Source organism: Burkholderia sp. Bp8992 (assembly GCF_003853705.1).
Taxonomy (GTDB): domain Bacteria; phylum Pseudomonadota; class Gammaproteobacteria; order Burkholderiales; family Burkholderiaceae; genus Burkholderia.
In genome coordinates, this window is the sequence record NZ_QTQI01000003.1 from 129,780 (window position 1) to 156,772 (window position 26,993).

Consider the following 26,993-nt stretch of genomic DNA (forward strand, 5'->3'; position numbering starts at 1 on the left):
GCGCCCGCTTGCGCGCGTGGCGTGCAGCGTATGCGTCGGGAATGAACGGCGTGGCGTGGGTCGCGCGGGTGCTGTTTTCTCGAATCTGAAAACCAGCCATCACCGAACCATCGACCAACGATCGATCGGCCGCTCACGCCCCCCATCGCGAGCGGCCACCCCCTTAGAACTTCCACAACAGATTGCCGTACAGCGCGTGATCGCTGACGTGCCCGCCAAGCTGGCCGCTGTACGACAGGCCGAGCGACAGGTTCTTCGTCACGGCTGCATCGACGCCGACCTCGAGCACCGCCGCATCGCGTGCGATCGGCACGCCGACCACGCTGAACGGCGACCCGCCACTCGCGAACGACAACGTCGACGCCGGTTGCGTATTGCCGAATGCATGCCGCCAGCCGATCGTGCCGAAGGCCGTGACCTTGCCCTTCGTCGTGACCGCGAGGTCCGTCGAGGCCCGCACGCCGAGTGTCGAGAAGCCGAGGCTCGTCGTGTCGGAATCGCCCTGCAGGGCCGCCGCGCCGCCGTTCTCCTTGAAACCGCCGGTGTGCAGGCTCGCATACGCGAGCCCGACAAACGGTTCGAGCGCGATGTTGCGAATCGCCGTCGAGTAGCCGATTTCCGTGAACACCTGCGTCGCGTTCGCGTCGTAGCTGGCCGTGTCGTGATCGGCGAAACTGCCGAACGACGGATTGCGTTCGCTATGCACGCGGTACCACGACTGCGACACGCCACCGCGCACGTTCCACGCATCGTACCGGCCGCTGGCGTACAGCGCGATCGTCTCGCCGTTGACCTTCGCCGACTCGTTCTGGTCGGTATTGAGCTGGCTGCGCGATGCACCGCCCGCGATACCGACGCGCCAGTGGCTGCTGACTTCCGCATCCGTCCCGACGACGAAGCCGTACAGGTTGCGATCGATCGAAGCGACGCTATCGCCGTCGAACCGGCTATGCGAGCCGTACAGCCGGCCCCACACCGCCGGCTTGTACGACCTGGCGGGCGTGCAGCCGTTCTCCGCGGCCATGCGCCGGTCGAGCGCCGCCGCGTGATCGTCCGCCGACACCGGCGCCTCGCATCCGCACAGCGCCCCGCCCGGCTGCGAACCGAGCCGCGCACGATCGAGCACCGCGTCGCGCACGTAGCGGCTATCCGACAGCAGCACGCTTCGCGTACTCGGATACAGATCGCCGGCGAGTTGCGTGAATGCGCGGTTCGCGGTCTTCGAATCCGACGTCAGCACCGTATCGAACAGCGGATTGCCGGCGCCGAGCGTGCCGACCGCGCCCGCCGCCGCTCGCCCGTCGGGCGTCGTCGCAACCGACGCGAACGGCGTGCCGTTCGGGGCCAGCGACATCAGCACCTGCGCCGGGTTGTACGTGAGCGTCGGCGTGAGGAACGCATAGGTCGAGTTCACCGCGCTGAACTGCCCTTGCACGCCCGCGCCGGCATTCACGATGGTGTAGAGCTTGCCCGGCTGGTATTGCCCGGCCGCCGCGACGACCTGTACCGACCCGCCGTTGAGCGTGGCGGAGCCGGTCACGTCGAGGCCGCCGCTCTGCTGCGGCGTGGCGCCGACCTGCAGCGTCGAACCCGGCTGGAACGTCGCGTTGCCCGCGACCTTCAGCGTCTGCCCGGGCTGGAGGACCGATGCGGTGCCGCCGCCCGACACGGCCAGGCCGCCGATCGTGCCCGTGCCCGTGACGGTCGCGCCGCTGCCGACGGTCACCGGCGAGCCGGCCAGCGAACCCGTGACGGCGAGCGTGCCGCCGGTCACGGTCGTCGGCCCGGACAGCGTGTTCGTCCCGCTCAGCACCTGCGCACCCGTGCCGGCCAGCGTCAGCGGGCCGGTACCCGACAGCGTGCCCGCGAACGAGCTGGTGCCCGCGGTATTGACCGTCAGCGGCGTGCTGCCGAGATTCACGTTCGAGCCCGTCGTACCCGACAGCGTGCCGATCGACTGCGGCACGGCCGCAGCCGCCAGGTTCAGCGTCGCGCCGCTGCCCGCGAGCATCACCGGGCTCGTCGGCGCGAGGCTGCCTGCGCCGGCGAGCGCGAGCATGCTGCCGCTGCCGATCGTCGTGCTGCCGGTGTATGTGTTAGCGCCCGTCAGCGTCTGCGTGCCACCGCCCTGCACCGCGAAGCCGCCGGTGCCCGCGATCGTGCCGCCGAAGGAGCCGCCCGTCGGTCCGGCCACGGTCAGCGTGTTGCCGCCGAGATTCACGGTCGAACCGGCGGCGCCCGACAGCGCGCTCGCCGCCTGCGGCGTCCTGGCCGCGCCGACATCGAGCGTCGCGCCGTTGCCGGCCAGCGTCAGTGCGCTGCCCGCCGACAGGCTGCCGTTGCCGCCGACCGCCAGCGTGCTGCCGTTGCCGATCGTCGTGCCGCCCGTGTACGAGTTCGCACCGCTGAGGGTCGTCGTAGACGGGCCGCTCACCGCCAGGTTGCCGCCGCCCGAGATCGCGCCGCTCAACCCGAGGTTGTTGGCGCCGCCGACCGTCAGCGTCGAGCCCGTGCCGAGGTTCACCGCATTGCCGAGCGTCGTGCCCGCGACGCTGGTGCCGAGCGTGCCGCCGTTGCCACCAACGCTCAGCGTGCCGCTGCCGAGCGCGGTCGGCGTGCCGGCGACCAGCGTGCCGCCGCCGGTGACGCTCGTGCCGCCGGTGTAGGTGTTCGCACCCGACAGCGTCGTCGTCGCCGGGCCGGCGATCGACAGATTGCCGTTGCCGGAAATCGCACCGGTCAGGCCGAGGCTGTTCGGGCCGCCCACCGTCAGCGTCGAACCCGTCCCGAGGTTCACCGCATTGGCCAGCGTCGTGCCCGGCGTGCCGGCCGCCAGCGTGCCGCCTGCGCCGCCCGCGTTCAGCGCGCCGGTACCGAGCGCCGTGTTGCTGCCCGCGACCAGCGTGCCGCCACCGGTCAGGTTCGTGCCGCCCGAATACGTGTTCGGACCGGTCAGCGTCTCGGTGCCCGTGCCGCCCAGCGTCAGGCTGCCGCCCGTGCCGGCGATCGTGCCGCCGAACGTGCCGCTGCCCGACCCGCCGAGCGTCAGGTTGTTCGCACCGAGGTTCACCGTCGAACCGGTCACGCCTGACAGCGCGGTCGTCGTTTGCGGCGTCGTCGCCCCGCTGACGTCGAAGGTTGCGCCCGCACCGGCCAGGTTCAGCGGGCTGCTGCCGGAGAGGCTGCCGCCCGCGCCGATCGCGAGCGTGCCGCTGTTGATCGTCGTCGCGCCGGTGTACGTGTTGGCCCCCGTCAGCGTTTGCGTGCCGCTGCCCGACAACGTCAAGCCGCCCGTGCCGGCGACGGTGCCGCCGTACGTGCCGTTACCGGAACCACCCAGCGTCAGCGTGTTGCTGCCCAGATTCACGGTCGAACCCGACACGCCCGACACCGCGCCCGTGGTCTGCGGCGTCGTCGCAGCGCTCAGGTCCAGCGTGGCGCCCGTCCCGGACAAATCGACCGCGCTGCCCGCCGACAGGCTGCCGCCCGCGCCGACCGCCAGCGTGCTGCCGTTGCCGATCGTCGTGCTGCCGGTGTACGAGCTAGCGCCCGTGAGCGTCGTCGTCGACGGACCGTTCACCGCGAGGTTGCCGCTGCCGCCGATCGCGCCGCCCAGGCCAAGATTGTTCGCACCGCCAACGGTGAGCGTCGACCCCGCGCCGAGATTGATCGTGTTGGTCAGCGTCGTGCCGGCCACGCTGGTGCCGAGCGTGCCGCCCGCGCCGCTGGTGTTCAACGCGCCGGTGCCGAGCGCCGAACCGTTGCCGGCGAGCAGCATGCCGCCGCCGCTCAGGGTCGTGCCGCCCGTGTACGTGTTCGTCCCGTTCAGCGTTTCGGTGCCCGTGCCCGCCAGCGTCAGGCTGCCGCCCGTGCCGGCGATCGTGCCGCCGTACGTGCCGCTGCCGGAACCGCCGAGCGTCAGCGCGTTGCCGCCGAGGTTCACCGTCGAACCCGACACGCCCGACAACGCGCCGGTCGACTGCGGCGTCGTGGCGCTGCTCAGATCGAGCGTTGCCCCTGCGCCGGCCAGATTGACCGCGCTGCCGCCCGACAGGCTGCCGCCCGCGCCGACCGCCAGCGTGCTGCCGTTGCCGATCGTCGTGTTGCCGGTGTACGCGCTCGCGCCGGTCAGCGTCGTCGTCGACGGACCGTTCACCGCGAGATTGCCGCTGCCGGTGATCGCGCCGCCGAGGCCGAGGTTGTTCGCGCCGCCGACCGTCAGCGTCGAGCCTGCGCCGAGATTCATCGCGTTGCCGAGCGTCGTGCCGGCCACGCTGGTGCCGAGCGTGCCGCCTGCGCCGCTCGTGTTCAACGCGCCGGTGCCGAGCGCCGCGCCGTTGCCGGCGATCAGCGTGCCTCCGCCCGTCAGGCTCGTACCACCCGTATAGGTGTTGATGCCCGTCAACGTTTCGGTGCCCGTGCCCGCCAGCGTGAGGCTGCCGCCCGCGCCCGCGATCGTGCCGTCGTACGTGCCGCTACCCGTGCCGCCGAGCGTCAGGCTGTTGCCGCCGAGGTTCACCGTCGAACCCGCGACGCCCGACAGCGTGCCGGTCGTCTGAGGCGTGGTCGCGCCGCTCAGGTCGAAGGTTGCGCCCGCACCCGTCAGGCTCACAGGCGTCGTCCCCGACAGGCTGCCACCCGCGCCGATCGCGAGCGTGCCGCTGTTGATCGTCGTCGCCCCCGTATAGGAGTTCGCGCCCGTCAGCGTTTCGGTGCCCGTGCCGTTCATCGTCACGCCACCGGTGCCGGCGATGTTGCCCGCATAGGTGCCGCTGCTCGTGCCGCCGAGCGTCAGGTTGTTGTTGCCCAGGTTCACCGTCGAGCCGGCCACGCCCGAGATCGCGCCGGTCGATTGCGGCGACGACGCGCCGCTCAGGTCGAGCGTCGCGCCCGACGCCGTCAGGCTGACCGGGCTGCTCGACGACAGGCTGCCGTTGCCGCTGATCGCCAGCGTGCCGCTGTTGATCGTCGTCGCGCCGGTGTACGTGTTGGTCCCCGTCAGCGTTTCGGTGCCGGTACCCGACAGCGTCAACCCGCCCGTGCCGCCGATCACGCCCCCGTATGTGCCGCTGCCTGCGCCGCCGAGCGTGAGCGTATTGCCGCCCAGGTTGACGTTCGTGCCCGCGCCGCCGGACAGCGCGCCCGTCGTCTGCGCGGAGGTGGCCGCGCTCAGGTCGAGCGTGGCGCCAGTGCCGGCGAGGTCGATCGCGCTGCCGCCCGACAGGCTGCCGCCCGCGCCGACCGCCAGCGTGCTGCCGTTGCCGATCGTCGTGCTGCCGGTGTACGAGCTGGCACCCGTGAGCGTCGTCGTCGACGGGCCGTTCACCGCGAGGTTGCCGCTGCCCGAGATTCCGCCGCCCAGGCCCAGGTTGTTCGCACCGCCAACTGTCAGCGTCGAACCCGCGCCGAGATTCACGGCGTTGCCGAGCGTCGTGCCGGGCGTGCCCGCGGCCAGCGTGCCGCCTGCGCCGCTCGTGTTCAGCGCGCCCGTGCCGAGCGCCGAGCCGCTGCCCGCGATCAACGTGCCGCCACCCGTCAGGCTCGTACCACCCGTATAGGTGTTGTTGCCCGTCAGCGTTTCGGTACCGGTGCCCGACAACGTCAGGCTGCCGCCCGTACCGGCGATCGTGCCGCCGTACGTGCCGTTGCCCGTGCCGCCGAGCGTCAGGTTATTGCCGCCGAGGTTCACCGTCGAACCGGCGACGCCCGACAGCGTGCCCGTCGTCAGCGGCGTGGTCGCGCCGCTGACGTCGAAGGTTGCGCCCGCACCGGCCAGATTCACCGGGCTGCTGGCCGACAGGCTGCCGCCTGCGCCAATCGCCAGCGTGCCGCTGTTGATCGTCGTCGCGCCGGTGTACGTGTTGGTGCCCGTCAGCGTTTCCGTGCCGGTGCCCGACAGCGTCAGGCCACCCGTGCCGCCGACCGTTCCGCCGAACGTGCCGCTGCCGGAACCGCCGAGCGTCAGCGTATTGCCGCCGAGATTCACCGCCGAACCCGCTGCGCCCGACAGCGTGCCGGTCGTCTGCGGCGACGTGGCCGCGCTCACGTCCAGCGTCGAGCCCGCGCCGGCCAGGTTGATCGCGCTGCCGCCCGACAGGCTGCCGCCCGCGCCGACCGCCAGCGTGCTGCCGCCGCCGATCGTCGTGTTGCCGGTGTACGTGCCGGCGCCGGTCAGCGTCGTCGTCGACGGGCCGTTCACCGCGAGGTTGCCGCTGCCCGCGATCGCGCCGCCGAGGCCCAGATTGTTCGCACCGCCAACCGTCAGCGTCGAGCTCGCGCCGAGATCGATCGCGTTGGTCAGCGTCGTACCGGCCACGCTCGTACCGAGCGTGCCGCCCGCGCCGCTGGTATGCAGCGCGCCTGTGCCGAGCGCGGAACCGCTGCCTGCGAGCAACGTGCCGCCGCCGCTCAGGGTCGTGCCGCCCGTGTACGTGTTGTTGCCCGTCAGCGTTTCGGTACCCGTGCCCGACAACGTGAGGCTGCCGCCCGTGCCGGCAATCGTGCCGCCGTACGTGCCGCTGCCGGAACCTCCGAGCGTCAAGTTGTTGCCGCCGAGGTTCACCGTCGAACCGGCCACGCCCGACAGCGTGCCCGTCGTCTGCGGCGTGGTCGCGCCGCTGACGTCGAAGGTTGCGCCCGCACCGGCCAGATTCACCGCGCTGCTGCCCGACAGGCTGCCGCCTGCGCCAATCGCCAGCGTGCCGCTGTTGATCGTCGTCGCGCCCGTGTACGTGTTGGTCCCCGTCAGCGTTTCCGTGCCCGTACCGGACATCGTCAGCCCGCCGGTGCCGCCGATCGTCCCCGCGTAGCTGCCGTTGCCCGTGCCGGCCAGCGTCAGCGTGTTGCCGCCGAGATTCACGTTCGTGCCCGCTACGCCGGACAGCATCCCGCTCGTTTGCGGCGTGGTCGCCGCGCTGATGTCGAGCTTCGCGCCCGTGCCCGCGAGGTCGAGCGCGCTGCCCGCCGACAGGCTGCCGCCCGCGCCGACCGCCAGCGTGCTGCCGCCGCCGATCGTCGTATTGCCGGTATAGGTGTTCACGCCCGTGAGCGTCGTCGTCGATGGGCCGCTGACCGACAGGCCACCGCTGCCCGAGATCGCGCCACCCAGCCCGAGATCGTTCGCACCCCCAACGGTCAGCGTCGACCCTGCACCGAGATTCACCGCATTGCCGAGCGTCGTGCCGCCGACGTTCGTGCCGAGCGAACCGCCCGCGCCCGTCACGTTCAGTGCACCGGAGCCCAGTGCGCTGCCGTTGCCTGCAATGAGCCCGCCGCCACTCAGCGTGGTGCCGCCGCCATAGGTGTTCGTGCCCGTGAGCGTCGTCGTGCCCGTGCCAGTCTGTGCAAGCCCGCCGCTGCCAGAAATCGTGCCGCTCAGGCCGAGATCGTTCGCGCCGTTCAGCCCGAGCGTCGCGCCCGCGCCGAGCGTGACCGCATTGCCGAGCGTCGTGCCGCTCACGCTCGCGTTCAACGTGCCGTTGCCGGTCACGTTCAATGCGCCGGAGCCGAGCGCGGTGTTGCTGCCGACGCTCAGCCCGCCGCTGTTCAGCGTCGTTCCGCCGCCGTACGTGTTCGCGCCGCCGAGCGTGGTCGTGCCCGTGCCGGACTGCACCACGCCGCCTGCACCGGAAATGACGCCGCTCAGGCCGAAGTCGAACGCGCCGCCGAGATTCAGCGACGAACCGGCGCCCAGGCCGATGGCATTCGCCAGCAGCAGGTTCGCGGTGCTCGCGCTGACTGTCCCGCCGGCGCCGGTGACGCTGAGCGCGCCCGTGCCGAGCGCCGTGTTGCTGCCGATCGACAGGCCGCCGGCACTCAGCGTCGTGCCGCCTGTGTAGGTGTTCGCGCCGGTGAGCGTGGTCGTTCCGCTGCCGGTTTGCGCGAGACTGCCGCCGCCGGCGATGACGCCGCCGAGGCCCAGGTCGTTCGTGCCGCCGAGCGTCAGTGCCGAAGCGGTGCCGAGATTCACCGCGTTGTTCAGGGTCGTGCCGGCGATGCTCGTGCCGAGCGAGCCGCCTGCGCCGGCGACGTTCAACGCGCCCGTGCCGAGTGCCGCACCGTTGCCGGCGAGCAGCGTGCCGCCACCGGTGAGGTTCGTGCCGCCCGTGTACGTGTTGACCCCGTTCAGCGTTTCGGTGCCCGTGCCCGACAGCGTGAGGCTGCCGCCTGCCCCCGCGAGCGTGCCGCCGAACGTGCCGCTGCCGGCACCGCCCAGCGTCAGGCCGTTGCCGCCGAGGTTCACCGTCGAACCGGCCACGCCCGACAGCGTGCCGATCGCCTGCGGCAACCCTGCACCGCTCAGGTCGAAGGTCGCGCCGGCGCCGCCCAGATTCACTGCGCCGCTGGCTGCGAGGCTGCCGCCGGCGCCGATCGCCAGCGTGCCGCCGTTGATCGTCGTGCCGCCCGTGTACGTGTTCGCGCCGGTCAGCGTCTCCGTGCCGGTGCCTGCCAGCGTCAGCCCGCCGGCCCCGCCGATCGTGCCGCCGAACGTGCCGCTGCCGGAACCGCCGAGCGTCAACGTATTGCCGCCGAGATTCACCGCCGAGCCGGCGGTACCGACCAGCCCGCCCGTCGTCTGCGGCGACGTGGCCGCGCTCAGGTCGAGCGTCGCGCCCGCGCCGGCCAGATCGAACAGGCTGCCGCCCGACAGGCTCCCGCCCGCGCCGACCGCCAGCGTGCTGCCGATGCCGATCGTCGTGCCGCCGGTGTACGACCCGGCGCCGGTCAGCATCGTTGTCGACGGGCCGCTCACCGCGAGATTGCCGCCGCCCGAAATCGCGCCGCCGAGACCGATGTTGTTCGCGCCGCCGACCGTCAACGTCGCGCCCGTGCCGAGATTCACAGCGTTGCCGAGCACCGTGCCGCCGACGCTCGTGCCGAGCGAGCCGCCCGCGCCGGCGACGTTCAACGCGCCCGTGCCGAGCGCCGAGGCGTTGCCGGCGATGAGCCCGCCGCCGCTCAGTGTCGTGCCGCCGGTAAACGTGTTCGCGCCGAGCAGCGTCGTCGTGCCGCTGCCGGTTTGCGCAAGGCCGCCGTTGCCGGAGATCGTACCGCCCAGGCTCAGATCGGCCGCGCCGTTCAGGCCGAGCGTCGCGCCCGCACCAAGGTTCACCGCGTTGCCGAGCACCGTGCCGGCGACGTTCGTGGCAAGCGTGCCGCCCGTGCCCGCGACGCTCAGCGCGCCCGTGCCGAGCGCCGCGCCATTGCCGGCGATCAGCCCGCCGCCGCTCAGTGTGGTGCCGCCCGAGAACGTGTTCGCCCCGAGCAGCGTCGTCGTGCCGGCTCCGGTTTGCGCGAGGCTGCCGGTTCCGGCGATCGTGCCGCTCAGGCCGAGATCGTTCGCGCCGTTCAGCCCCAGCGTGACACCAGCACCGAGATTGACCGCGTTGCCGAGCGTCACGCCCGGCACGCTCGCGCCGAGCGACGCCGAGCCGTTGACATCGAGTGCACCCAGGCCGAGCGCCGCGCCGCTGCCGACGACCAGGCTGCCGCCCGTCAGCGCGGTGCCGCCCGCATACGTGTTGTTGCCGGTCAGCGCCTGCGAACCGGTGCCGGACAGCGTCAGCCCGCCCGCACCGCCGATGTTGCCGGCGAAGACGCCGCTGCCGCTGCCAGCCAGCGTCAGGTGATTCGAACCGAGATCGATCGCCGAACCCGCGACACCCGAAAGCGTGCCGATCGACTGCGGCGTGGTCGCACCGGCGATGTTGAACTGCGCCCCGGCGCCGGTCAGGTTGACCGGGCTCGACGCGGCGAGGCTGCCGCCTGCGCCGATCGCGAGCGTGCCGCTGCCGATCGTGGTGCCGCCGGTGAACGTCTCGGCCGCGGTGAGCGTCGTCGTGCCCGGGCCGTTCACGGACAAGCCGCCGGTACCGGAAATGATCCCGCCCAGCCCGAGATCGTTCGCACCCCCAACCGTCAGGGCCGCGCCCGCGCCGAGCTGGATCGCGTTGCCGAGTACCGTGCCGCCGACGGTCGTGCCGAGCGAGCCGCCCGCGCCGGTCACGTTCAGCGCGCCCGTACCCAGCGCGGCGCCGTTGCCCGCGAGGATGCCGCCGCCGCTCAGCGTCGTGCCGCCCGAGAACGTGTTCGTCCCGGTCAACGTCGTGATACCCGAGCCGATTTGCGCGAGCCCGCCGTTACCGGCAATCGTGCCGCTCAGGCCGAGATCGTTCGCGCCGGTCAACCCGAGCGTCGCGCCCGCGTTCAGGTTCACCGCGTTGCCCAGCGCGATGCCGTTCACGCTCGCGCCGAGCGCGCCGCCCGTACCGGCGACGTTCAGCGCGCCGCTGCCCAGCGCCGAGTTGTTGCCTGCGAGCAGCGTGCCGGCGCTCAGCGTCGTGCCGCCGCCGAAGGAGTTCGCGCCGGACAGCGTCGTCGTCCCGTTGCCGCTCAGCACGAGACCGCCGCTACCGCCGATCGCGCCGCTCAGGCCGAGGTCGTGCGCGCCGTTCAGCGTGAGCGCCGCGCCGTTCAGGTTGATCGTGTTCGCCAGTGTCGCACCGGCGGCCAGATCCGCGCTCAGCGACCCGCCCAGGCCGCTCACGTTCAAAGCGCCGCCAATGCCGAGCGCCGTGCCGCCTTCGACGATCAGGCTGCCGCCACCCGTCAGGCTCGCGCCGCCGGTGAAGGTGTTCGCGCCGGACAGCGTCGTGGCGCCGGTACCGCCGAGCGCGAGGCCGCCTGCCCCGGAAATCACGCCGCTCAGGCCCAGATCGGCCGCGCCGTTCAGGCCGAGCGTCGCGCCCGCACCGAGGTTCACGGTATTGTCGAGCACCGTGCCGCTGGCATTCGTGGCCAGCGAGCCGCCCGCGCCGGTCACGTTCAGTGCGCCCGTGCCCAATGCCACGACGTTGCCGGCGATGAGGCCGCCGCCGCTCAGCACCGTGCCGCCCGTGAAGGTGTTCGGGCCGAGCAGCGTCGTCGTGCCGGCCCCGGTTTGCGCCAGTTGGCCGTTCCCGCCGATCGCGCCGCGCAGGCTCAGGTCGGCCGAGCCGTTCAGGCTGAGCGTGGCGCCCGCGCCCAGGTTCACCAGATTGTCGAGCACCGTGCCGCCGACGCTTGTCGCGAGCGTGCCGCCCGTGCCGGTCACGCTCAGCGCGCCCGTGCCGAGCGCCGCGCCATTGCCGGCGATCAACCCGCCGCCGCTCAGTGCGGTGCCGCCCGAGAACGTGTTCACGCCGAGCAGCGTCGTCGTGCCCGTGCCGCTTTGCGCGAGGCCGCCGTTACCGGCGATCGATCCGCCGAGGCTCAGGCCTGCCGCACCGTTCAGGCCCAGCGTGGCCCCTGCATCGAGATTCACCGCATTGCCGAGCACCATGCCGGTCGCATTCGCCGCAAGCGAGCCGCCCGCACCGGTCACGTGCAGCGCGCCGGTGCCGAGCGCCGAACCGTTGCCCGCGATCAGGCCGCCGCCGCTCAGCGCCGTGCCGCCGGTGAACGTGTTCGCGCCGAACAGCGTCGTCGCCCCCGTCCCGGTTTGCGCAAGGCCGCCATTGCCTGCGATCGTGCCGATCAGGCCGAGATTGGCCGAACCGTTCAGGCCCAGCGTCACGCCGGTATCGAGATTCACTGCATTGCCGAGTAGCGTGCCGCTGACGCTGGTGCCGAGCGTGCCGCCCGCGCCGCTCACGTGCAGCGCGCCCGTGCCGAGCGCCACGCCGGTGCCGACGACGAGCCCGCCGCCGCCCGACAGGTTCGTCCCCCCCGTGAACGCATTGGCGCCGTTGAGTGTCAGCGTGCCGGTGCCGCTCGCGTTCAGCGCGCCGCTGCCGCTGATCGAGCCCGACAGCGCGAGACCGGTCGCACCGTCGACCGTCAGGCCCGCGTCGAGCGTCACGTCGTTGAGGAGATTCACGCCGGCCGTGCCTGCCTCGAGCGTGCCCCCGCCACCGACGATCGTGCCCGTGCCCAGCGCGCCGGTGCCGTTGACGATCGCGGTGCCGCCGGTCAGCGACGCGTTCGATGCGCTCGACGTGCCGGTGATGTTCCAGGTGCCGCCCTGCACCGCGAGATTCGTGAAATTGCCGTACGTATCGACCGCAATGGTGCCGCTCGTGGGGCTGCCGGTCGCGGTGTTCTGCTGCAGATTGAGCGTGTTGTTGCCGCCCAGGCCCGCATCGACACCGAGCCCGACCGATGACCCGGTCATCGCGTTGAACGTGTTGGCCGTGCCGAGCGCCGCGCCCAGCGACACGTTGCCCGTCACGGTTCCGCCGTTGGTAAACGTATTGCCGGTGCCGGCCAGGGTGCTGGGCGCAAGCACGATGGAGCCGTTGATCGCGCCGCCGCTCACGTTCGTGAAGTTGACTTGCGCGCCCCCCGACGTGGTGACGACCTGCGCCGTAGGCCCGGCGGAAAAGCCGAGCAGCCCCGTCGTGCCGATCGTGCCGGCATTCGTGATGTTCGTCGTGCCGCCCGTGCCGTTGTATACGGTCAATGCCGGGCCGTTCAGCAGCGAACTCGTCGACCCCATCATCACGCCCGTGCTCGCGTTCGTGACGTTGACGGTGCTCGCCGATGCGATATTGCCGACGACGGTGCCGTTCGATACGAAACTCAGGCCGGACAACGCCGGGTCGATTCTGCCGTTGTTGGTCAGCGTGACGCCGCTGCCTGTCAGCGACAACGCGGTGCCGCCGATCAGCGGCACCACGGATACGGTCGCGCCGGGCGCAACGGTCAGGTTGAGATTGTTCGTGCCGTTCGAATAGGTGGTGTTGGCCCCGGTACAGGTGATGGTCGTCGTTCCGGTGCAGGCGGCCAATGCATCGACGGGAACGATCCCCGCGCCGACCAGCGCGACCAGCATGCCGGTCGGGACAAGGAGTTTCGGACGTGCTTCCGCGCGCTTTTTATTCGAACCCGTACGCATGATCACACCTTCCCATAAGAAAATCGACGACACCGGGCCTCGCCACGGCACATCAGAATGCCGGGCGTGAATACCGGAATGCGTTATTCGATGCTTTTGAAAAATATCGTCCCGTCGCCGGCCAGAAACTGATCGGCTTGATTGAAGGAAAACGGAAATTAATTGGCGAGAATTACGTGATCGGCATATTTTACTTTTAAGCCCCCTTGCCCGGTAAATCTCTCCCTGATAGGAAGATGCTGTTTTTTTAAAATGAAAGGCATTACCCCGGCGACCGCGGGTCATGGTGCGTCTGTCTATACAGGCCGCTCGGCATGCGTGCCGAATCGATGTCCACACGGGCCCGCTTTCACGACGATCGAGCACCGATTCCGGACCGGCCGAAAAACCGTGTGCCAGTCGCTCCGGGTATCGATTCGTCAGCGCCTGTCGTTCGATCCACATGTCTCCAGGGGTGATCGCGAGTCAAATATAGGCCTGACTCGCAAACGTTTTCCATGGGTCCGACACGCTTTTGTCAAATATCAACATTCTTTCGTTTTCATTAATTCCTTCGAGTTCACGATGAAGGCGATTCACTTTAAATCAATCACGAAAATCATTAAGAAAGGCAAAAAATTAAAATTCGCCCATGCAGAATTTTTCAGGAATCTGCTTTAATTGATTCAGATCCGCTGCATTGCCTTTCTGCTTCGCGGGCAATAACGAGGTGTCCAAGGGAGACTTTCACGATGGTGACGCTGAATATCAACAACCGGCCGGCCGAGATCGACGCCGATCCGTCGACACCGGTGCTCTGGGTACTGCGCGACAACCTCGGCCTGACCGGCACCAAGTTCGGATGCGGCACCGGCGACTGCGGCGCCTGCACCGTTCATGTCGACGGGCAGCCGGCCCGAAGCTGCACGCTGGCGCTGTCGGCGGTCGGGAGTGCGCGCATCACGACGTCCGAACATCTCGCCGACGATGCGGTCGGCAAGGCCGTCCTCGACGCGTGGATCCGGCACGACGTCGCCCAATGCGGCTACTGCCAGAGCGGCCAGATGATGAGCGCTGCCGGCCTGCTGCACGGCAACAAGGCGCCGACCGATGCCGACATCGATCGCGCGATGGCCGGCAACCTGTGCCGTTGCGCAACCTACCAGCGCATTCGTGCCGCGATTCACGACGCGGCCCACGCGCTTGCCTGAGCCTGCCGGGAGACATCGACCATGCGTATCCGCACTTTCGGGCGCCCGGCAAGCGCCGACACCGCCCACCGCGACGCGCTGCCCGTCACCGGAGCCGATGCCCCGATGCCCGGCCGGCGCGGCTTCCTGAAGCTCACGATCGCAGCGGGCGGCTGCCTCGTGCTGGGGATCGCGCCGACGCGAGTCCGGGCCGAAGCCGGCACGGCCCTCCGGACCTCTCCTCCTCAAGCATTCCTGATCATTGCGCCGGACAACACCGTAACGGTCGCCGTCAACCGGACGGAATCCGGCCAGGGCGTCAGCACCGCGCTGCCGATGGCGCTGGCCGACGAACTCGATGCCGACTGGCGCAACGTACGCACCGTGCTCGCGCCGGCCGGCGAGCCGTACAAGGATCCGGTGACGGGCATCCAGATGACGGCCGGCTCGACGTCGGTCAATCATTCGTTCGCGCAATACCGCGAACTCGGCGCGGCCGCTCGCGCGATGCTCGTCGCCGCCGCCGCGCAGCGCTGGAACGTCGATCCCGCCACGTGCCGGACGGCGAACGGCGTCGTGACGTCCGGCAGCTACCGCGCCACGTACGGCGAACTCGCACCGGACGCGATGGCGATGCCGGTACCGCAGCAGGTGCCGTTGAAGTCGCCGGACCAGTTCCGCATCATCGGCAAGCCGACACCGCGCCTCGACTCACGCGCGATGCTCGATGGCACGCTCAAGTACGGGATGGACTGGCGTCTGCCGGACACGATGGTGGCCGTGGTCGCGCGCCCGCCGCGCTTCGGCGGCAAGGTCGCGAGCTACGATGCGGCGGCGGCGCGGGCCGTCAAGGGCGTGGTCGAGGTCGTCGAGATCCCGACCGATCGCGGCGGCACCGGCGTCGCGGTCATCGCCGAGGGCTACTGGCCGGCCAAGCTCGGCCGCGATGCGTTGAAGGTCACATGGAAGGACGCCGGCTCGACCGTCACGTCCGCCGAACAGATGCAGGCGTACAAGCAGCTCGCCGACACGCCGGGCACCGTGGTGCGCACGGCCGACGCCGGCAACGCGCCGCCGGCTTCCACGCGAATTAAGAAGGATTACGAATTTCCGTATCTCGCGCACGCGGCGATGGAGCCGCTCAGCTGCACGGTCGACGTCGGCCCGGCGAGCTGCGCGTGCGGGATCAAGATCTGGGGCGGCTCGTCGCTGCAGACGACCGACCGCGCGGCGGTCGCGAAGGCGCTCGGCGTCGCGCCGGAGAAAGTCCAGATCTTCACGCTGACGTCGGGCGGCGACTATGGCCGGCGCTCGACGCCGACGTCGGACTACGTGGTCGAAGCCGCCCACGTATCCGCCGCGTATCTCGCGGCCGGCCACCTCGGCCCGGTCAAGACGATCTGGACGCGCGAGGACGATCTGCGCGGCGGCTATTACCGCCCGATGGTGCTGCATCGCGTCGACATCGGCGTGGACGGCAGCGGCGCCGTGCGCGACTGGCAGCATGTGGTCGTCGGCCAGTCCGTGCTGAAGGGCGCGCCGCTCGAGCGCACGACGATGCTCAAGCGCGGCACCGATCCCGGCCTGACCGAAGGCGTGGCGAACAGCCCGTACGGCTTCCCGATGCAGGTATCGGTCCATCAGACCGACGCCGACGTGCCGGTCCAGTCGTGGCGCTCGGGCGGCCATACGCATACGGCGTTCGTGATGGAAACGCTGGTCGACGAACTCGCGCACTCGGCGCGGCAGGATCCGGTCGCCTACCGGATGGCGCGGCTGGCCGGGCCCGAGCACACGCCCCATCGCCAGGCGCTCGCGCTGGCCGTCGACAAGTCGGGCTACGGCACGCGCACGCTGCCGGCCGGGCACGCGTGGGGCGTCGCGATGCACGAAACGGCCGGCTCGGTCGTCGCGTACGTGACGGAAGTGTCGATCGACGCGCAGCAGCCGCGCGTGCATCGCGTGACGGCCGGCGTGTATGCGGGCCGCATCGTCAACCCGACCGGCGCGGAAGCGCAGATCCAGGGCGGCGCGCTGTTCGGCCTCGCGACGACGAAGCCGGGCTTCGCGATCGACATTGACCACGGCGCGGTCCGCAACGCCGGTTTCGCCGACTATCCGCCCGTGCGCATGCATGAAGCGCCGCCGGTGGATGTCTTCTTCGTTCCGTCGGATGCCCAGCCGACCGGCTTGAGCGACGCCGGCGTGCCGCCGATCGCGCCGGCGGTGGCCAACGGTGCGTTCGTCCTGACCGGCGAGCGGCTGCATGCGTTGCCGTTCGCGCCGATGCTGGTCGCAGCGGCCGCCCCCGCGATGTCGCCGGCCCCCGCAGCCGCTGCCGACGAGGATCCGTACGGCGACCTGCCGGCCGGCGGCTGCCGGATTCCGCACAAGGTCAAGCGGGCCGCGTTGAAGCCCAGGGCCGACCAGAGCCACGCAGGCGTCGGCCAGGCGAGCGCGGTGCCGAAATTCCTGCGGCCGAAACGGCGCGCCGGCATCCCGTGCATCGATGATCTGAAGAAAGGCACGGTGTGACGTAGACGATCCGGCAAGCGTCGGCCGCCGGCACGGGCCGGCGACCATCGCCACGGCGGGCACGATGTCCCGCCGTGGCGTTCACCCCCGCCCGCGCCGCATCCTCAGCGTCGCCGACGGCGATTCGCCGAACGCCCGCTTGTACTCGATCGCGAACCGCCCGAGGTGCGCGAAACCCCATTTCAGCGCGACATCCGTCACCGACGCGAGCCCCGGCGTCGCGTCGGCCAGCAATTCCTCGCGCACATGTTGCAGCCGCAACTGCCGCACGAAGCCCATCGGCGTGATCCCGTGACGATTGCGAAAACCGGCGAACAGCGTACTCGGGCTGACGCCGGCGAGTTCGGCAAGCCGTTCGATCGTCAGCGGCTCGTCGAGATGCGCGCGGATGTATTCCTCGACGCGTCGCACGTAGAACGGCGCGAGCACCACCGGCAAGTGCCGCGTGCCGTTGCGCGCGCTGTTCGGGTGGCCGTGCAGCAGCAGGTTGAGCAGCGTCGATTCGAGCTGCTCGAATGCGAGCGGATGGCGCAGCGGATGCGCATCCGTCGAGATCGCGCCGGCGAGGACCGGCAACAGCTGCGCCAGACACGTCCCTTGCGGCGACGACAGGCTGAACGCCGGCTCGAATTCGACCGGCGCACGCCGGTCATCGCCGAAATGCCGTTGCGCATGCCGCTCCATCATTTCGCGCTCGATGCGCAGGATCACCTGCGGGCATGCATCGCCCCACTGCATCTTCAGCGGCAGCGTCGGCGAGATCAGCGACGCGGTGCCGGGCGACGACACGAAGCGCGTCGAGCCGCATTCGATCTCGGCGTCGCCGCGCAGCGGGATCTGCAACAGGAAGAAGTGTTCGAGCGGCCCCGGCTCGATGCTGACGCCGCCGCCGTAATCGAGCAGGTTCAGCGACAGGTTGCCCCAGCGCGCGTGATGCATGCAGCTGTGCAGCGCACGCGATTCGCCGGTCGGCGTCAGGCGGTGCGGCTTGAACACGTCGGCAACGCGCGCGCGCACCTCGTCGACGTCGTTCGACTCCAGCAGCAGCGTGTCGTGATTGAAACAGGCGGCGTCGGCCAGCCAGCCGGTTTCGGAAAATTGCGCCATCGAAGTTCTCCCGTCATGCTCGATCGCACTCGCGCCGTGCATGCGTTCCCGGTATTGGGGAATCCTCTGCACGATCCGGACAGCGCCCGGAGTATCCGGACAGTCTGCCCCTCAAAACACGCAAGTCCCGCGCAAACGACGCAAGAAGCGGACCGTTCGCGCATCGTAGAAAACTGTGCGGGCCTTCCGCATCCGCACATACCCGCAGTCAGCCGCGCGCCTGCCCACGCGCGGCGGCCGGTGCAACAGGTTTCCGGAATTCGCGGATACCGGCCGAAGAAAGCGGATAGAAGCGTGCTTTTCGGCTGCCAATACTGGGCCCGTCACAGAGATGAACCGACTGGAGGGACACATGAAAGGACGTCACATCGAGATTCCGTCGCCGGACGGCGGCGCGTTCCGCGCGTACCTGAGCACGCCGGCCGGCGGCACGGGGCCGGGCATCGTGCTCTGTCACGAGATCTTCGGCGCGAATGCGACGATGCGCGAAACGGCCGACTACTACGCGGAGGAAGGCTATACGGTGCTCGTGCCCGACCTGTTCTGGCGTCAGTCGCCGGGAGTCGAGCTGGGCTATACGGCCGCCGATTCCGAGCGCGCGATGGCCCTTTATCGCGAATACGACGAGGACAAGGGCGTCGAGGACGTCCGCGTCGCGCTGAACGCGCTCAGGCAGCGGCCGGAATGCACGGGCGAAGCCGGCGTGCTCGGCTACTGCCTCGGCGGCAAGCTCGCGTATCTCGCCGCGTGCCGGCTGCCGGACGTGGCCGCGGCGGTCAGCTACTACGGCGTCGGCATCGAGCACGCGCTGGACGAGGCGGCCCACTTGCGCGGGCGGCTCGTGCTGCAGATCGCGGGGCAAGACCGCTTCTGCCCGCCCGACGCGCAGCAGCGCATCGCCGACGCGCTGTCCGCGCGCGACGGCGTCGAGGTATACGTGTATCCGGGCGTCGATCACGCATTCGCCCGCGCCGGCGGCGATCATTTCGACAAGGCCGCCGCGATCATGGCGCACCAGCGCGCGATCGCCGCATTCCGCGCCGCGCTCGGCCCGCACTACGACCTGTCCGCACTGTGGGAAGCCCATCTGAAGCACGAATTCGACACGCGCAACGTCGACGCGACGATGGCCACGATGGTCGCCGAGCCGTACGTCAACCATATTCCGACGCTGACGGGCGGCGTCGGCCACGACGAGCTGAAGCGCTTCTATACGCATCACTTCGTGCATGCGAACCCGCCCGACACGACGATCACGCCGATCTCGCGCACGATCGGTGCGAGCCAGATCGTCGACGAACTGCTGTTCTGCTTCACGCACACCACCGAGATCGACTGGATGCTGCCGGGCGTCGCGCCGACCGGCAAGCGGGTCGAGATCCCGCTCGTCGCGATCGTCAAGTTTCGCGGCGACAAGCTGTATCACGAGCATATCTACTGGGACCAGGCGAGCGTGCTCGTGCAGGTCGGCCTGCTCGATCCGGCCGGGCTGCCGGTAGCCGGCGTCGACACGGCCCGCAAGCTGCTCGACGAAACCGTGCCGTCGAACGGCCTGATGCGCCGCTGGCACGACAGCGAGCCGTCGCCGGGTGCGCGCTGACGCGCCCCTTCCCTCACTCAACGATTCCGGGAGACACCCCATGACCGCCCTTGCAGGCAAAGTCGCGATCGTCACCGGCGGCGCCACGCTGATCGGCGCCGCGGTCGCGCAGGACCTGATCCGCGCCGGCGCGCACGTCGCGATCCTCGATCTCGATGCGCAGAACGGCGCACGCGTGGCCGATTCGCTCGGCGAACGTGCGCTGTTCGTCGCGCTCGACATCACAGACGACCGCGCGATCGAGCGCGCGATCGCGGCGATCGTCGAACGCTTCGCTGCGATCGACGTGCTCGTCAACCTCGCGTGCAGCTACGTCGACAACGGCATCCACGCAACCCGCAACGACTGGCTCGCCGCGATGGACGTCAACGTTGTGTCCGCCGCGATGCTCGCGAAGGCCGTGCATCCGCACATGGCACGGCGCGGCGGCGGCGCGATCGTGAACTTCAGCTCGATCTCCGCGCAGTGCGCGCAAACCGGCCGCTGGCTGTATCCGACGTCCAAGGCCGCGATCCGCCAGCTCACGCGCAGCATGGCGATGGATCTCGCGCCCGATCGCATTCGCGTCAACTCGGTGTCGCCGGGGTGGACGTGGTCGCGCGTGATGGACGAGATGACGCACGGCGACCGTGCGAAGACCGACCGGGTCGCCGCGCCGTTCCACCTGCTCGGCCGCGTCGGCGATCCGTCCGAGGTCGCGCAGGTCGTGACGTTCCTGTGCAGCGACGCTGCGAGCTTCGTGACCGGCGCCGATTACGCAGTGGACGGCGGCTACGCCGCGATGGGCCCCGAACAGGCGCTGCCGGCCATTCCGCGTCTGGCGGAGTGACCGTTTCGCGTCGCCCCTTCACGCAATCATTCCGGCCGCCACGCGGCCAACCAAGGACATTTCCATGAGACGCATCGCTATCGTCGGCGCCGGCCAGTCCGGCCTGCAACTCGCCTTCGCCCTGCTCGACCAGGGCTATCACGTCACGCTCTCGACCAACCGCGACGCGGAGCAGATCCGCACGGGCAAGGTCATGTCGAGCCAGTGCATGTTCCATACCGCGCTGCAGATCGAGCGCGACCTCGGCCTGAATGCATGGGAGGAAGCGTGCCCGTCCGTCGAGGGGATCGGCGTCGCGGTGCCGCATCCGGACGGCAACGGCCGCAAGGCGATCGACTGGTCGTCGCGGCTGACGCGCTATGCGCAATCGGTCGATCAGCGCGTGAAGATGGCCGACTGGCTCGACGGCGTCCGGCGCCGCGGCGCGGACGTGCGCATCGGCGATGTCGGCGTACCCGAGCTCGAGGAACTGGCGCGCAGTCACGATCTCGTGCTGCTCGCGGCCGGCAAGGGCGACATCGTCAACCTGCTCGGCCGCGACGACGCGCGCAGCGCGTTCGACCGCCCGCAACGCGCGCTGGCGCTCACCTACGTGAAGGGCATGACGCCGAGCCAGCCGTATTCGCGCGTGCGCTTCAACCTGCTGCCCGGCATCGGCGAATACTTCGTGTTCCCCGCGCTGACCACGACGGGCCCGTGCGAAATCATGGTGTTCGAAGGCATTCCGGGCGGCCCGCTCGACTGCTGGGCCGACGTGAAGACGCCCGAGCAGCATCTGGACCGCAGCCTGTCGTTCCTGCGGCAATACGTGCCGTGGGAATTCGAGCGCTGCCGCGACGTCGAGCTGACCGATTCGAACGGCACGCTGGCCGGGCGCTTCGCGCCGACGGTGCGCAAGCCGTTCTTCCGGTTGCCGTCGGGCCGCACGGTGTTCGGGATGGCCGATGCGGTGGTCGTCAACGATCCGATCACGGGCCAGGGATCGAACAACGCCGCGAAGTGCGCGAAGGCGTATTTCGACGCGATCGTCGCGCGCGAAACCGCGCCCTTCGGCGAAGACTGGATGCAGCAGACGTTCGAAGGCTACTGGGCCTACGCGCAGCATGTGGTGCGCTGGACCAACTCGCTGCTCACGCCGCCGCCGCCGCACATCCTCGAACTGCTCGGCGCGGCCGGCCAGCTGCCGTCGCTCGCCGCGGCGATCGTCGACGGCTTCGACGATCCGCGCCGGTTCTCGCCGTGGTGGTTCGAGCCGTCGGCCTGCGCGGCGATGATCCGCGAGCACAGCGTGCGGGCGGCGTGACCGACATGGAAACGATCATGACCGACCGTCCTGCCATCGACCCGATGCAATTGCGCGACGCGTTCGGGCAGTTCCCGACCGGCGTCACCGTGATCACCACCTGCGCGGCCGACGGTCGCAAGGTGGGCCTCACCGCCAATTCGTTCTCGTCGCTGTCGCTCGACCCGCCGCTCGTGCTGTGGAGTCTTCGCAAGGTCGCGCCGAGCCGGCCGGATTTCATCGCGGCCACCCACTTCGCGATCAACATCCTCGCGCACGACCAGATCGACCTGTCGCGCCGCTTCGCGACGCCCAGCGCCGACAAGTTCGACGGCGTGCTGCACGTCGAATCGGATCGCGGCGGCGTGCCCTGCCTCGACGGCGCGAGCGCGCGCTTCGTGTGCCGCAACGTCGGTCACTACGAAGGCGGCGATCACCTGCTCTTCATCGGCGAGATCGAGCAGTTCGACACCTACGACAAGGCGCCGCTCGTGTTCCATGCCGGCCAGTATCGTGCGATCGCCGATCATCCCGATCTTTTACGTGCCATTTGATTAGTTATACAGATAAATAACCAGGAGGTGGTGAACATGAAACTCGGCTCTCGCCTGCTCGTCGTCGCAGGCCTCGCGCTCGCCGGCATCGCCGGAAGCGCGCCGGCCCATGCGGCCGACCTGCCGCCGGTCAACCTCGGCATGACCAGTTTCCTCGACGGGATGCCGCCGGCCGGCTCCGGCTGGTACGGCACGCAGTACCTGCAGTACTACACGGCCGGCCGCGTCAACGACAATGCGGGCAACAAGGTCGGGCTGCCGAAGCAGGACATCGACCTGTTCGCGGGGCTGAGCCAGCTCGTCTATCAGTCGCCGCTGACGTTCGCGGGCATGCATCCGGGCCTCGACGTGATCCTGCCGTGGATCGCGTCCGCGCGGACCGACGACGGCATCGGCAACGTCGCGCTGAATGCGCGCGCCGGGTTCGGCGACCTGTTGATCGGCCCGTTCATCCAGTTCGACCCGGTGATGGGTGCGCAGGGCCCGCGCTTCGCGCAGCGCGTGGAATTCCAGTTCATCGCGCCGACCGGCGCGTACGATCCGTCGCGCGCGATCAATCCGGGCAGTCATTTCTGGTCGTTCGACCCGTACTGGGCGGCGACGCTGTGGCTCACGCCGAAATGGACCGTGTCGTGGAGGCTGCACTATCTGTGGAACGCGACCAACCATCGGCCGGCCACGTCGCTCGGCCCCGACGTGACGTCGACGCAGGCCGGCCAGGCGATCCACGTGAACTTCGCGACCGAGTACGAAGTGCGCCCGGGCCTGCGCCTGGGGCTCAACGGCTACTGGCTGCGCCAGACCACCGACATGAAGGAGAACGGGCAGGACGTGCCCGGCACGCGGGAGGCCGTGTTCGCGATCGGGCCGGGCGCCATGTATAGCTTCTCGCCGCACGACCACCTGTTGTTCAACACGTACTTCGAGACCCATGCGCGCAACCGGCCGCAGGGGACGCGGATGGTGCTGCGCTACGTGCATCACTTCCAGTGATGCGGGGGCGGCGCGCGCCGCGTTCGCTCACGCGGCGCGAACAGGTTCGTCGATCCGCAGCAGCCGGCCCGCGTTGGCGATCACGATGAACGTGCCGACGTTGTGCAGGATCGCGGCCCACACCGCGCCAAGCACACCGGTCGCGGCCAGCGCGATCACCGCGAGCGTCCACGCGAGCCCGATCGCCGCGTTGGTCGTCGCCGTGCGCCGGCAATGGCGGCCGAGGCGGATGCAGGTCGGAATCCGCTTCAGGTCGTCACCGAGCAGCACGACGTCGGCCGACGCGATCGCGATGTCGACACCGCGTTCGCCCATCGCGATGCTGGTCGAGCCGGCCTTGATCGCCAGCACGTCATTGAGCCCGTCGCCGACGACGAGCGGATGCAGGCCGGCGCCAATCTCGCGCATCACGTAATCGAGCTTGTCGTGCGGGAGCGCCTGCGCGACCACCGTATCGATGCCGGTCTCGGCGGCGACCTTGCGCGCGACGGGCTCGCGGTCGCCCGTCAGCAGCGTCTGGCGCGCGAGGCCGAGCGCACGCAGCTCCGCGAGCGCCTCGTGCGCGTCGGGCCGCAGCGTGTCGGCGAAACCGAACCAGGCGAGCAGCCGCCCGTCGAGCACGAGGCCGACGAGCGGCCCGTCGAAACCCTCGGGCGGCGGCGGCAACGCGCCGGCATGATCGGCCAGCAGCGCGGGCCGGCCGAGTACGGCCGTGCCGTCCGGCGTATCGGCGACGACGCCGAGCCCGCGCAACTCCCGCGTGCGTTCGAACGGTGCAACGGCCGCGCCCACGAGGCCGGATGCGACGGCATCGCGTACGAGCGCGCGGCTCGCCGGATGCGCGCTGCCCTCGCCGAGCCGGGCGGCCAGCGTGCGCGCGTGCGTTCCGTCGACACCCGGTTGCAGCCACACCTGCCGGACCTGCAGTTCGCCGCGGGTGAGCGTGCCCGTCTTGTCGATCACGAGCGCGTCGACCTCGGCGATCTTGTCGAGGAACGCGGCATTGCGAAACAGGATCCCGTGCCGCGCGCCGACGGCGATGCCGGCGATGGCCGTGGACGGCGCGGCGAGCACCAGCGCGCACGGGCATGCGGCCACGATCACCGCGAGCATCGCCGCTGCGTTCGCCGACGTGAACCACACGATCGCCGCGATCAGCAGCACGAGCGCGAGATACGCGCCCATGTGCCGCTCGAGCACCTGCGTGACGGGCGGCTTCGCCTGTTCCGCGTGCTGCATCAGCGCGATGATCTTGCCGAGCGTCGAATCCTTGCCGGTGTGCGTGACCTCGATCCGCAACACGCCGTCGAGATTCAGCGCGCCGCCGTAGACAGCGCTGCCGGCGTCGACGTCGAGCGGCACGGATTCGCCGGTGATCGGTCCGTTGTCGACGCTCGACGCACCGGCCGTCACGATGCCGTCGACCGGAATGCGCGCGCCGGCGACCACCTCGATGCAGTCGCCCGCGTGCAGCGCGTCGTACGCGACTTCGGCGACGCTGCCGTCGGCGCCGATGCGGCGCACGCGGCCGGCCGTCAGGCGACCGAGCGCGCGGATCGCTTCCTGCGAGCCGAGCACGCTGCGCTCCTCGAGCGCATGGCCGAACGTCATCACGATCGGCAGCAGCGCGGCCGTCGTCATGTCGCCGATGGCCCACGCCGCCAGCATCGCGAGCGCGATCAGGCGGTCGGTCACGCCGTGCAGGCTCGGCGCGCGCAGGCTGTGCCACGCGCTCGCGAACACGGGCCCTGCGACGATCAGCGACGCGAGCGCGGCCAGCAGCTGCGCGAGCGTGTCGCCGCCGGGCGACAGCGCGCGCCACGCGAACGACAGCACCAGCAGCCCGCCTGCGAGCAGCGCCAGCGCGATCTGCCGCGTGATCGTGCGACGTTCGTCGGCGGACAGCGCGTAAGCCGTCGCCGACGGCGCGGGTTCCGGCGCGGCAGCCGGTTCGGCGAGCGTATTCATCGGGCGCTCCCGGGCAGGATCAGGTTCGAGGTGTCGTGCGGATCGATCGTCGTCACGCGCCCGGCTTTCGACAGCACACGCTGCACGCGATCGCGATAGAGCCGCGCCAGCAGCCCCGGGTCGCCGTTCTCGCGCGCCGTCGCGTCGAGCTGCCGGATTTCCAGCGTGTCGGTCTGCGCGGTCGCGACGCGTTCGGTCGCGCGTGCCTGCGCGTCCTGGACGATCCGGTCGGCGTCCTGCTGCGCGTCCTGCCGCCGCTGTTCGGCGGCGGTGCGTGCTTCCGCGATGGTCCGTTCGACGAGTTGCAGCGACGTCAGCACCGCGTTGAACGCATCGGCCGCCGCGCCGGGAAACGCCGGCTGCACGTCGACGCGGGCGACTTCGACGCCGAGCCCCGCGTGCGCCGCGTCCAGCGCGCGCAGGTGCCGTGCGACGGCGTCGGCGAGGTCGCCGCGCAGCCGTTCCCGGCGGGCCGCCATCTGCCGGTCCGCGGCCAGTTGCTCGGGGCGCGCGACCAGGATCGCATCGAGATCGCGGGTCGCCGCGACCTCGACGGCCGACGCGGACACGATCCGCTCGAGCGCGGCGTCGAGGCGGTCCTGCTGCAGCACGTAGGCATACGGATCGCTGACCCGGTAATAGAGCACCGCGCTCAACGCGACGGCACCGCCATCGCCGGTCATCACGTAGCCGGAACCGGCCAGCGCGTCGGGCAGCCGCGCGACGCCCTGCGCGGACGGCGCGAGCGCCCGCGGATCGCGATCGAGCGAGCGGATCCGCCGTTCGAGCACGCGCGCGGCGCCCGGCACGAGCAGGACCGATTCGAACGGCTGCGGCCACGCGATCACGAGCCCGGCGTCCTGCGTGCGCACGAGTGCGCCGAAGCGCATCACGACCGCGCGGCTGTCCGCCGGAATCCGCCGGATGTTCGAGCCGGCCCATGCGCACGCGGCCAGCACCGCGACCGCGGCGACGAACCAGAACGACAGGCGCACGGCCTGTGCGCCGGGCCCGAGCGGCGGGACAGGCTGTGCACTCATCGGGCCGCCTTGCGCGGCTTCGACGCCGGCGCAGCCTGCGCCGCCGCATCGGCCGGGCCCTGCACGAGCACGCGGAACGGCGCGGCATCGGTGCGCAGGATCAGGTTCGTATTGGTGCCGACCACCGTGTTCAGCGTGTCGAGCGAGCGCAGCATCGTGTACAGGTGCGGGTTGCCCGCATAGCTCTTGCCGTAGATGTCGGCCGCGTCCTTGCGCGATTGCGCCTCGATGCCGGCCGCCTTGACGTTCGCATCGGCCAGCGCGATGCGCGCGTCGCGCTCGGCGTCCGAGCGGATCTGCGCGGCTTCGCGATTGCCGTCCGCGGTGCGCTGCGCGGCCACCGTTTCGCGTTCCGCGCTCATTCGCTCGACGGTCGCGGCGAGCGTGACGGCCGGCAGCGTGAGCCGCTCGAGCCCGACCTGGGCCACGCGCACGCCATAGGCCGCATAGAGCTGCGCATCGATCTGCCGGCGCAGCGTGTCCTCGAATTCGCCGGTCTTCACCCGGGACGGATCGGTGTTGACCAGCGACGCGAGGTCGTACCCGGCGGACGTCGTCTGCAGCGCGGAACCGACGAGCGAGCGGATCTGCCGCGCCGCTTCGTCCGGCTCGTTGCCGACCGCGCGCATGAAGCGCCCGATGTCGCGCGCGTCGGCCGGCACGCGCCACGCGACGTACGCCTCGACGATGATGCGCAGCCCGTCGCGCGTGCCGACGTCCTGCAGGCCGCTCGACGTCGTGTGCAGGCGCAGGTCGACCGGCGTCACCGCGTCGATCGGCGCCGGCAGGCGCCACGCGAGCCCCGGTTCGAGCAGCACGCGCACGGGACGCCCGAAACGCGTGATCACCGAGGCCTCGCCGGCGCGCACCTGCACGAAGCTCGCGACCGCGAGCGCGACGAGCACGCACAGCAGCGCGACGGCGACGCGCAGGCGGAAGGCGCCGGACGGCTGCGGTGTGCCGTGATGCGCATGGTGGTCGTGGCCATGGCCGTGGTGCGCATGATCATGCGCGTGCGAATGAAACAGACTCACGATGTCGC

The 26,993-nt window shown here is 70.4% G+C and carries 12 protein-coding genes; 7 read left to right on the forward strand and 5 right to left on the reverse strand.

The genetic code is table 11. The features are described 5' to 3' along the window. Positions 1-163: 163 nt before the first annotated feature. The gene (locus DIE03_RS05745; RefSeq protein WP_124448349.1) at positions 164-12,874 is read right to left on the reverse strand and encodes an autotransporter-associated beta strand repeat-containing protein; all 12,711 of its coding nucleotides are present in this window, start codon (positions 12,872-12,874) and stop codon (positions 164-166) included. A 731-nt stretch (positions 12,875-13,605) separates the two neighbouring features. On the opposite strand from DIE03_RS05745, the gene DIE03_RS05750 reads away from it, so the two are divergent. Together DIE03_RS05750 and DIE03_RS05755 are read left to right on the forward strand one after the other, a co-directional pair. Further along, positions 13,606-14,064, forward strand: coding sequence for a (2Fe-2S)-binding protein (locus DIE03_RS05750; protein ID WP_124448351.1), 459 nt, complete (start codon positions 13,606-13,608; stop codon positions 14,062-14,064). Positions 14,065-14,085: 21 nt separating this feature from the next. Then, positions 14,086-16,578 (forward strand): xanthine dehydrogenase family protein molybdopterin-binding subunit, encoded by a 2,493-nt coding sequence (locus DIE03_RS05755; RefSeq protein ID WP_124448353.1) that lies wholly within the window; start codon positions 14,086-14,088, stop codon positions 16,576-16,578. 81 nt (positions 16,579-16,659) lie between these two features. Here DIE03_RS05755 and DIE03_RS05760 read toward each other — a convergent pair whose 3' ends face one another. Continuing rightward, positions 16,660-17,685, reverse strand: a complete 1,026-nt coding sequence (locus DIE03_RS05760; protein WP_124448355.1) for an AraC family transcriptional regulator — start codon at positions 17,683-17,685, stop codon at positions 16,660-16,662. 352 nt (positions 17,686-18,037) lie between these two features. Here DIE03_RS05760 and DIE03_RS05765 point away from each other — a divergent pair, with 352 nt between their 5' ends. From DIE03_RS05765 to DIE03_RS05785, 5 genes are all read left to right on the forward strand, one after another. After that, positions 18,038-19,285 carry a dienelactone hydrolase family protein gene (locus tag DIE03_RS05765; RefSeq protein ID WP_124448357.1) on the forward strand — a complete coding sequence of 416 codons (1,248 nt, stop codon included), beginning with the start codon at positions 18,038-18,040 and terminating at the stop codon, positions 19,283-19,285. Positions 19,286-19,325: 40 nt separating this feature from the next. Beyond that, positions 19,326-20,114 (forward strand): SDR family oxidoreductase, encoded by a 789-nt coding sequence (locus DIE03_RS05770; protein WP_124448359.1) that lies wholly within the window; start codon positions 19,326-19,328, stop codon positions 20,112-20,114. A gap of 64 nt (positions 20,115-20,178) precedes the next feature. Beyond that, positions 20,179-21,417 carry a styrene monooxygenase/indole monooxygenase family protein gene (locus tag DIE03_RS05775; RefSeq protein ID WP_124448360.1) on the forward strand — a complete coding sequence of 413 codons (1,239 nt, stop codon included), beginning with the start codon at positions 20,179-20,181 and terminating at the stop codon, positions 21,415-21,417. 5 nt (positions 21,418-21,422) lie between these two features. Continuing rightward, positions 21,423-21,950, forward strand: coding sequence for a flavin reductase family protein (locus DIE03_RS05780; protein ID WP_124448362.1), 528 nt, complete (start codon positions 21,423-21,425; stop codon positions 21,948-21,950). 36 nt (positions 21,951-21,986) lie between these two features. Continuing rightward, positions 21,987-22,943 (forward strand): transporter, encoded by a 957-nt coding sequence (locus tag DIE03_RS05785; protein WP_124448364.1) that lies wholly within the window; start codon positions 21,987-21,989, stop codon positions 22,941-22,943. A gap of 27 nt (positions 22,944-22,970) precedes the next feature. Here the strand turns inward: DIE03_RS05785 and DIE03_RS05790 are convergent, their stop codons facing one another. The 3 genes from DIE03_RS05790 to hflC are packed head-to-tail and all read right to left on the reverse strand — an operon-like array spanning position 22,971 to position 26,985. Continuing rightward, entirely contained in the window at positions 22,971-24,911 is a 1,941-nt protein-coding gene (locus DIE03_RS05790; protein ID WP_124448366.1) for a cation-translocating P-type ATPase, read from the reverse strand. Further along, positions 24,908-25,951, reverse strand: a complete 1,044-nt coding sequence (locus DIE03_RS05795) for an SPFH domain-containing protein (protein WP_124448368.1) — start codon at positions 25,949-25,951, stop codon at positions 24,908-24,910. The genes DIE03_RS05790 and DIE03_RS05795 overlap by 4 nt, the downstream gene beginning before the upstream one ends. Then, complete coding sequence (gene hflC, locus DIE03_RS05800) at positions 25,948-26,985, reverse strand: protease modulator HflC (protein WP_124448370.1); 1,038 nt, start codon at positions 26,983-26,985, stop codon at positions 25,948-25,950. The genes DIE03_RS05795 and hflC overlap by 4 nt, the downstream gene beginning before the upstream one ends. Positions 26,986-26,993: the final 8 nt, after the last annotated feature.

What these genes read in the sequence shown, in the direction of transcription:
- DIE03_RS05745 (WP_124448349.1), bottom strand. Translation starts at nt 12,874, where the DNA reads ATGCGTACGGGTTCGAATAAAAAGCGCGCGGAAGCACGTCCGAAACTC.
- DIE03_RS05750 (WP_124448351.1), top strand. Translation starts at nt 13,606, where the DNA reads ATGGTGACGCTGAATATCAACAACCGGCCGGCCGAGATCGACGCCGAT.
- DIE03_RS05755 (WP_124448353.1), top strand. Translation starts at nt 14,086, where the DNA reads ATGCGTATCCGCACTTTCGGGCGCCCGGCAAGCGCCGACACCGCCCAC.
- DIE03_RS05760 (WP_124448355.1), bottom strand. Translation starts at nt 17,685, where the DNA reads ATGGCGCAATTTTCCGAAACCGGCTGGCTGGCCGACGCCGCCTGTTTC.
- DIE03_RS05765 (WP_124448357.1), top strand. Translation starts at nt 18,038, where the DNA reads ATGAAAGGACGTCACATCGAGATTCCGTCGCCGGACGGCGGCGCGTTC.
- DIE03_RS05770 (WP_124448359.1), top strand. Translation starts at nt 19,326, where the DNA reads ATGACCGCCCTTGCAGGCAAAGTCGCGATCGTCACCGGCGGCGCCACG.
- DIE03_RS05775 (WP_124448360.1), top strand. Translation starts at nt 20,179, where the DNA reads ATGAGACGCATCGCTATCGTCGGCGCCGGCCAGTCCGGCCTGCAACTC.
- DIE03_RS05780 (WP_124448362.1), top strand. Translation starts at nt 21,423, where the DNA reads ATGGAAACGATCATGACCGACCGTCCTGCCATCGACCCGATGCAATTG.
- DIE03_RS05785 (WP_124448364.1), top strand. Translation starts at nt 21,987, where the DNA reads ATGAAACTCGGCTCTCGCCTGCTCGTCGTCGCAGGCCTCGCGCTCGCC.
- DIE03_RS05790 (WP_124448366.1), bottom strand. Translation starts at nt 24,911, where the DNA reads ATGAATACGCTCGCCGAACCGGCTGCCGCGCCGGAACCCGCGCCGTCG.
- DIE03_RS05795 (WP_124448368.1), bottom strand. Translation starts at nt 25,951, where the DNA reads ATGAGTGCACAGCCTGTCCCGCCGCTCGGGCCCGGCGCACAGGCCGTG.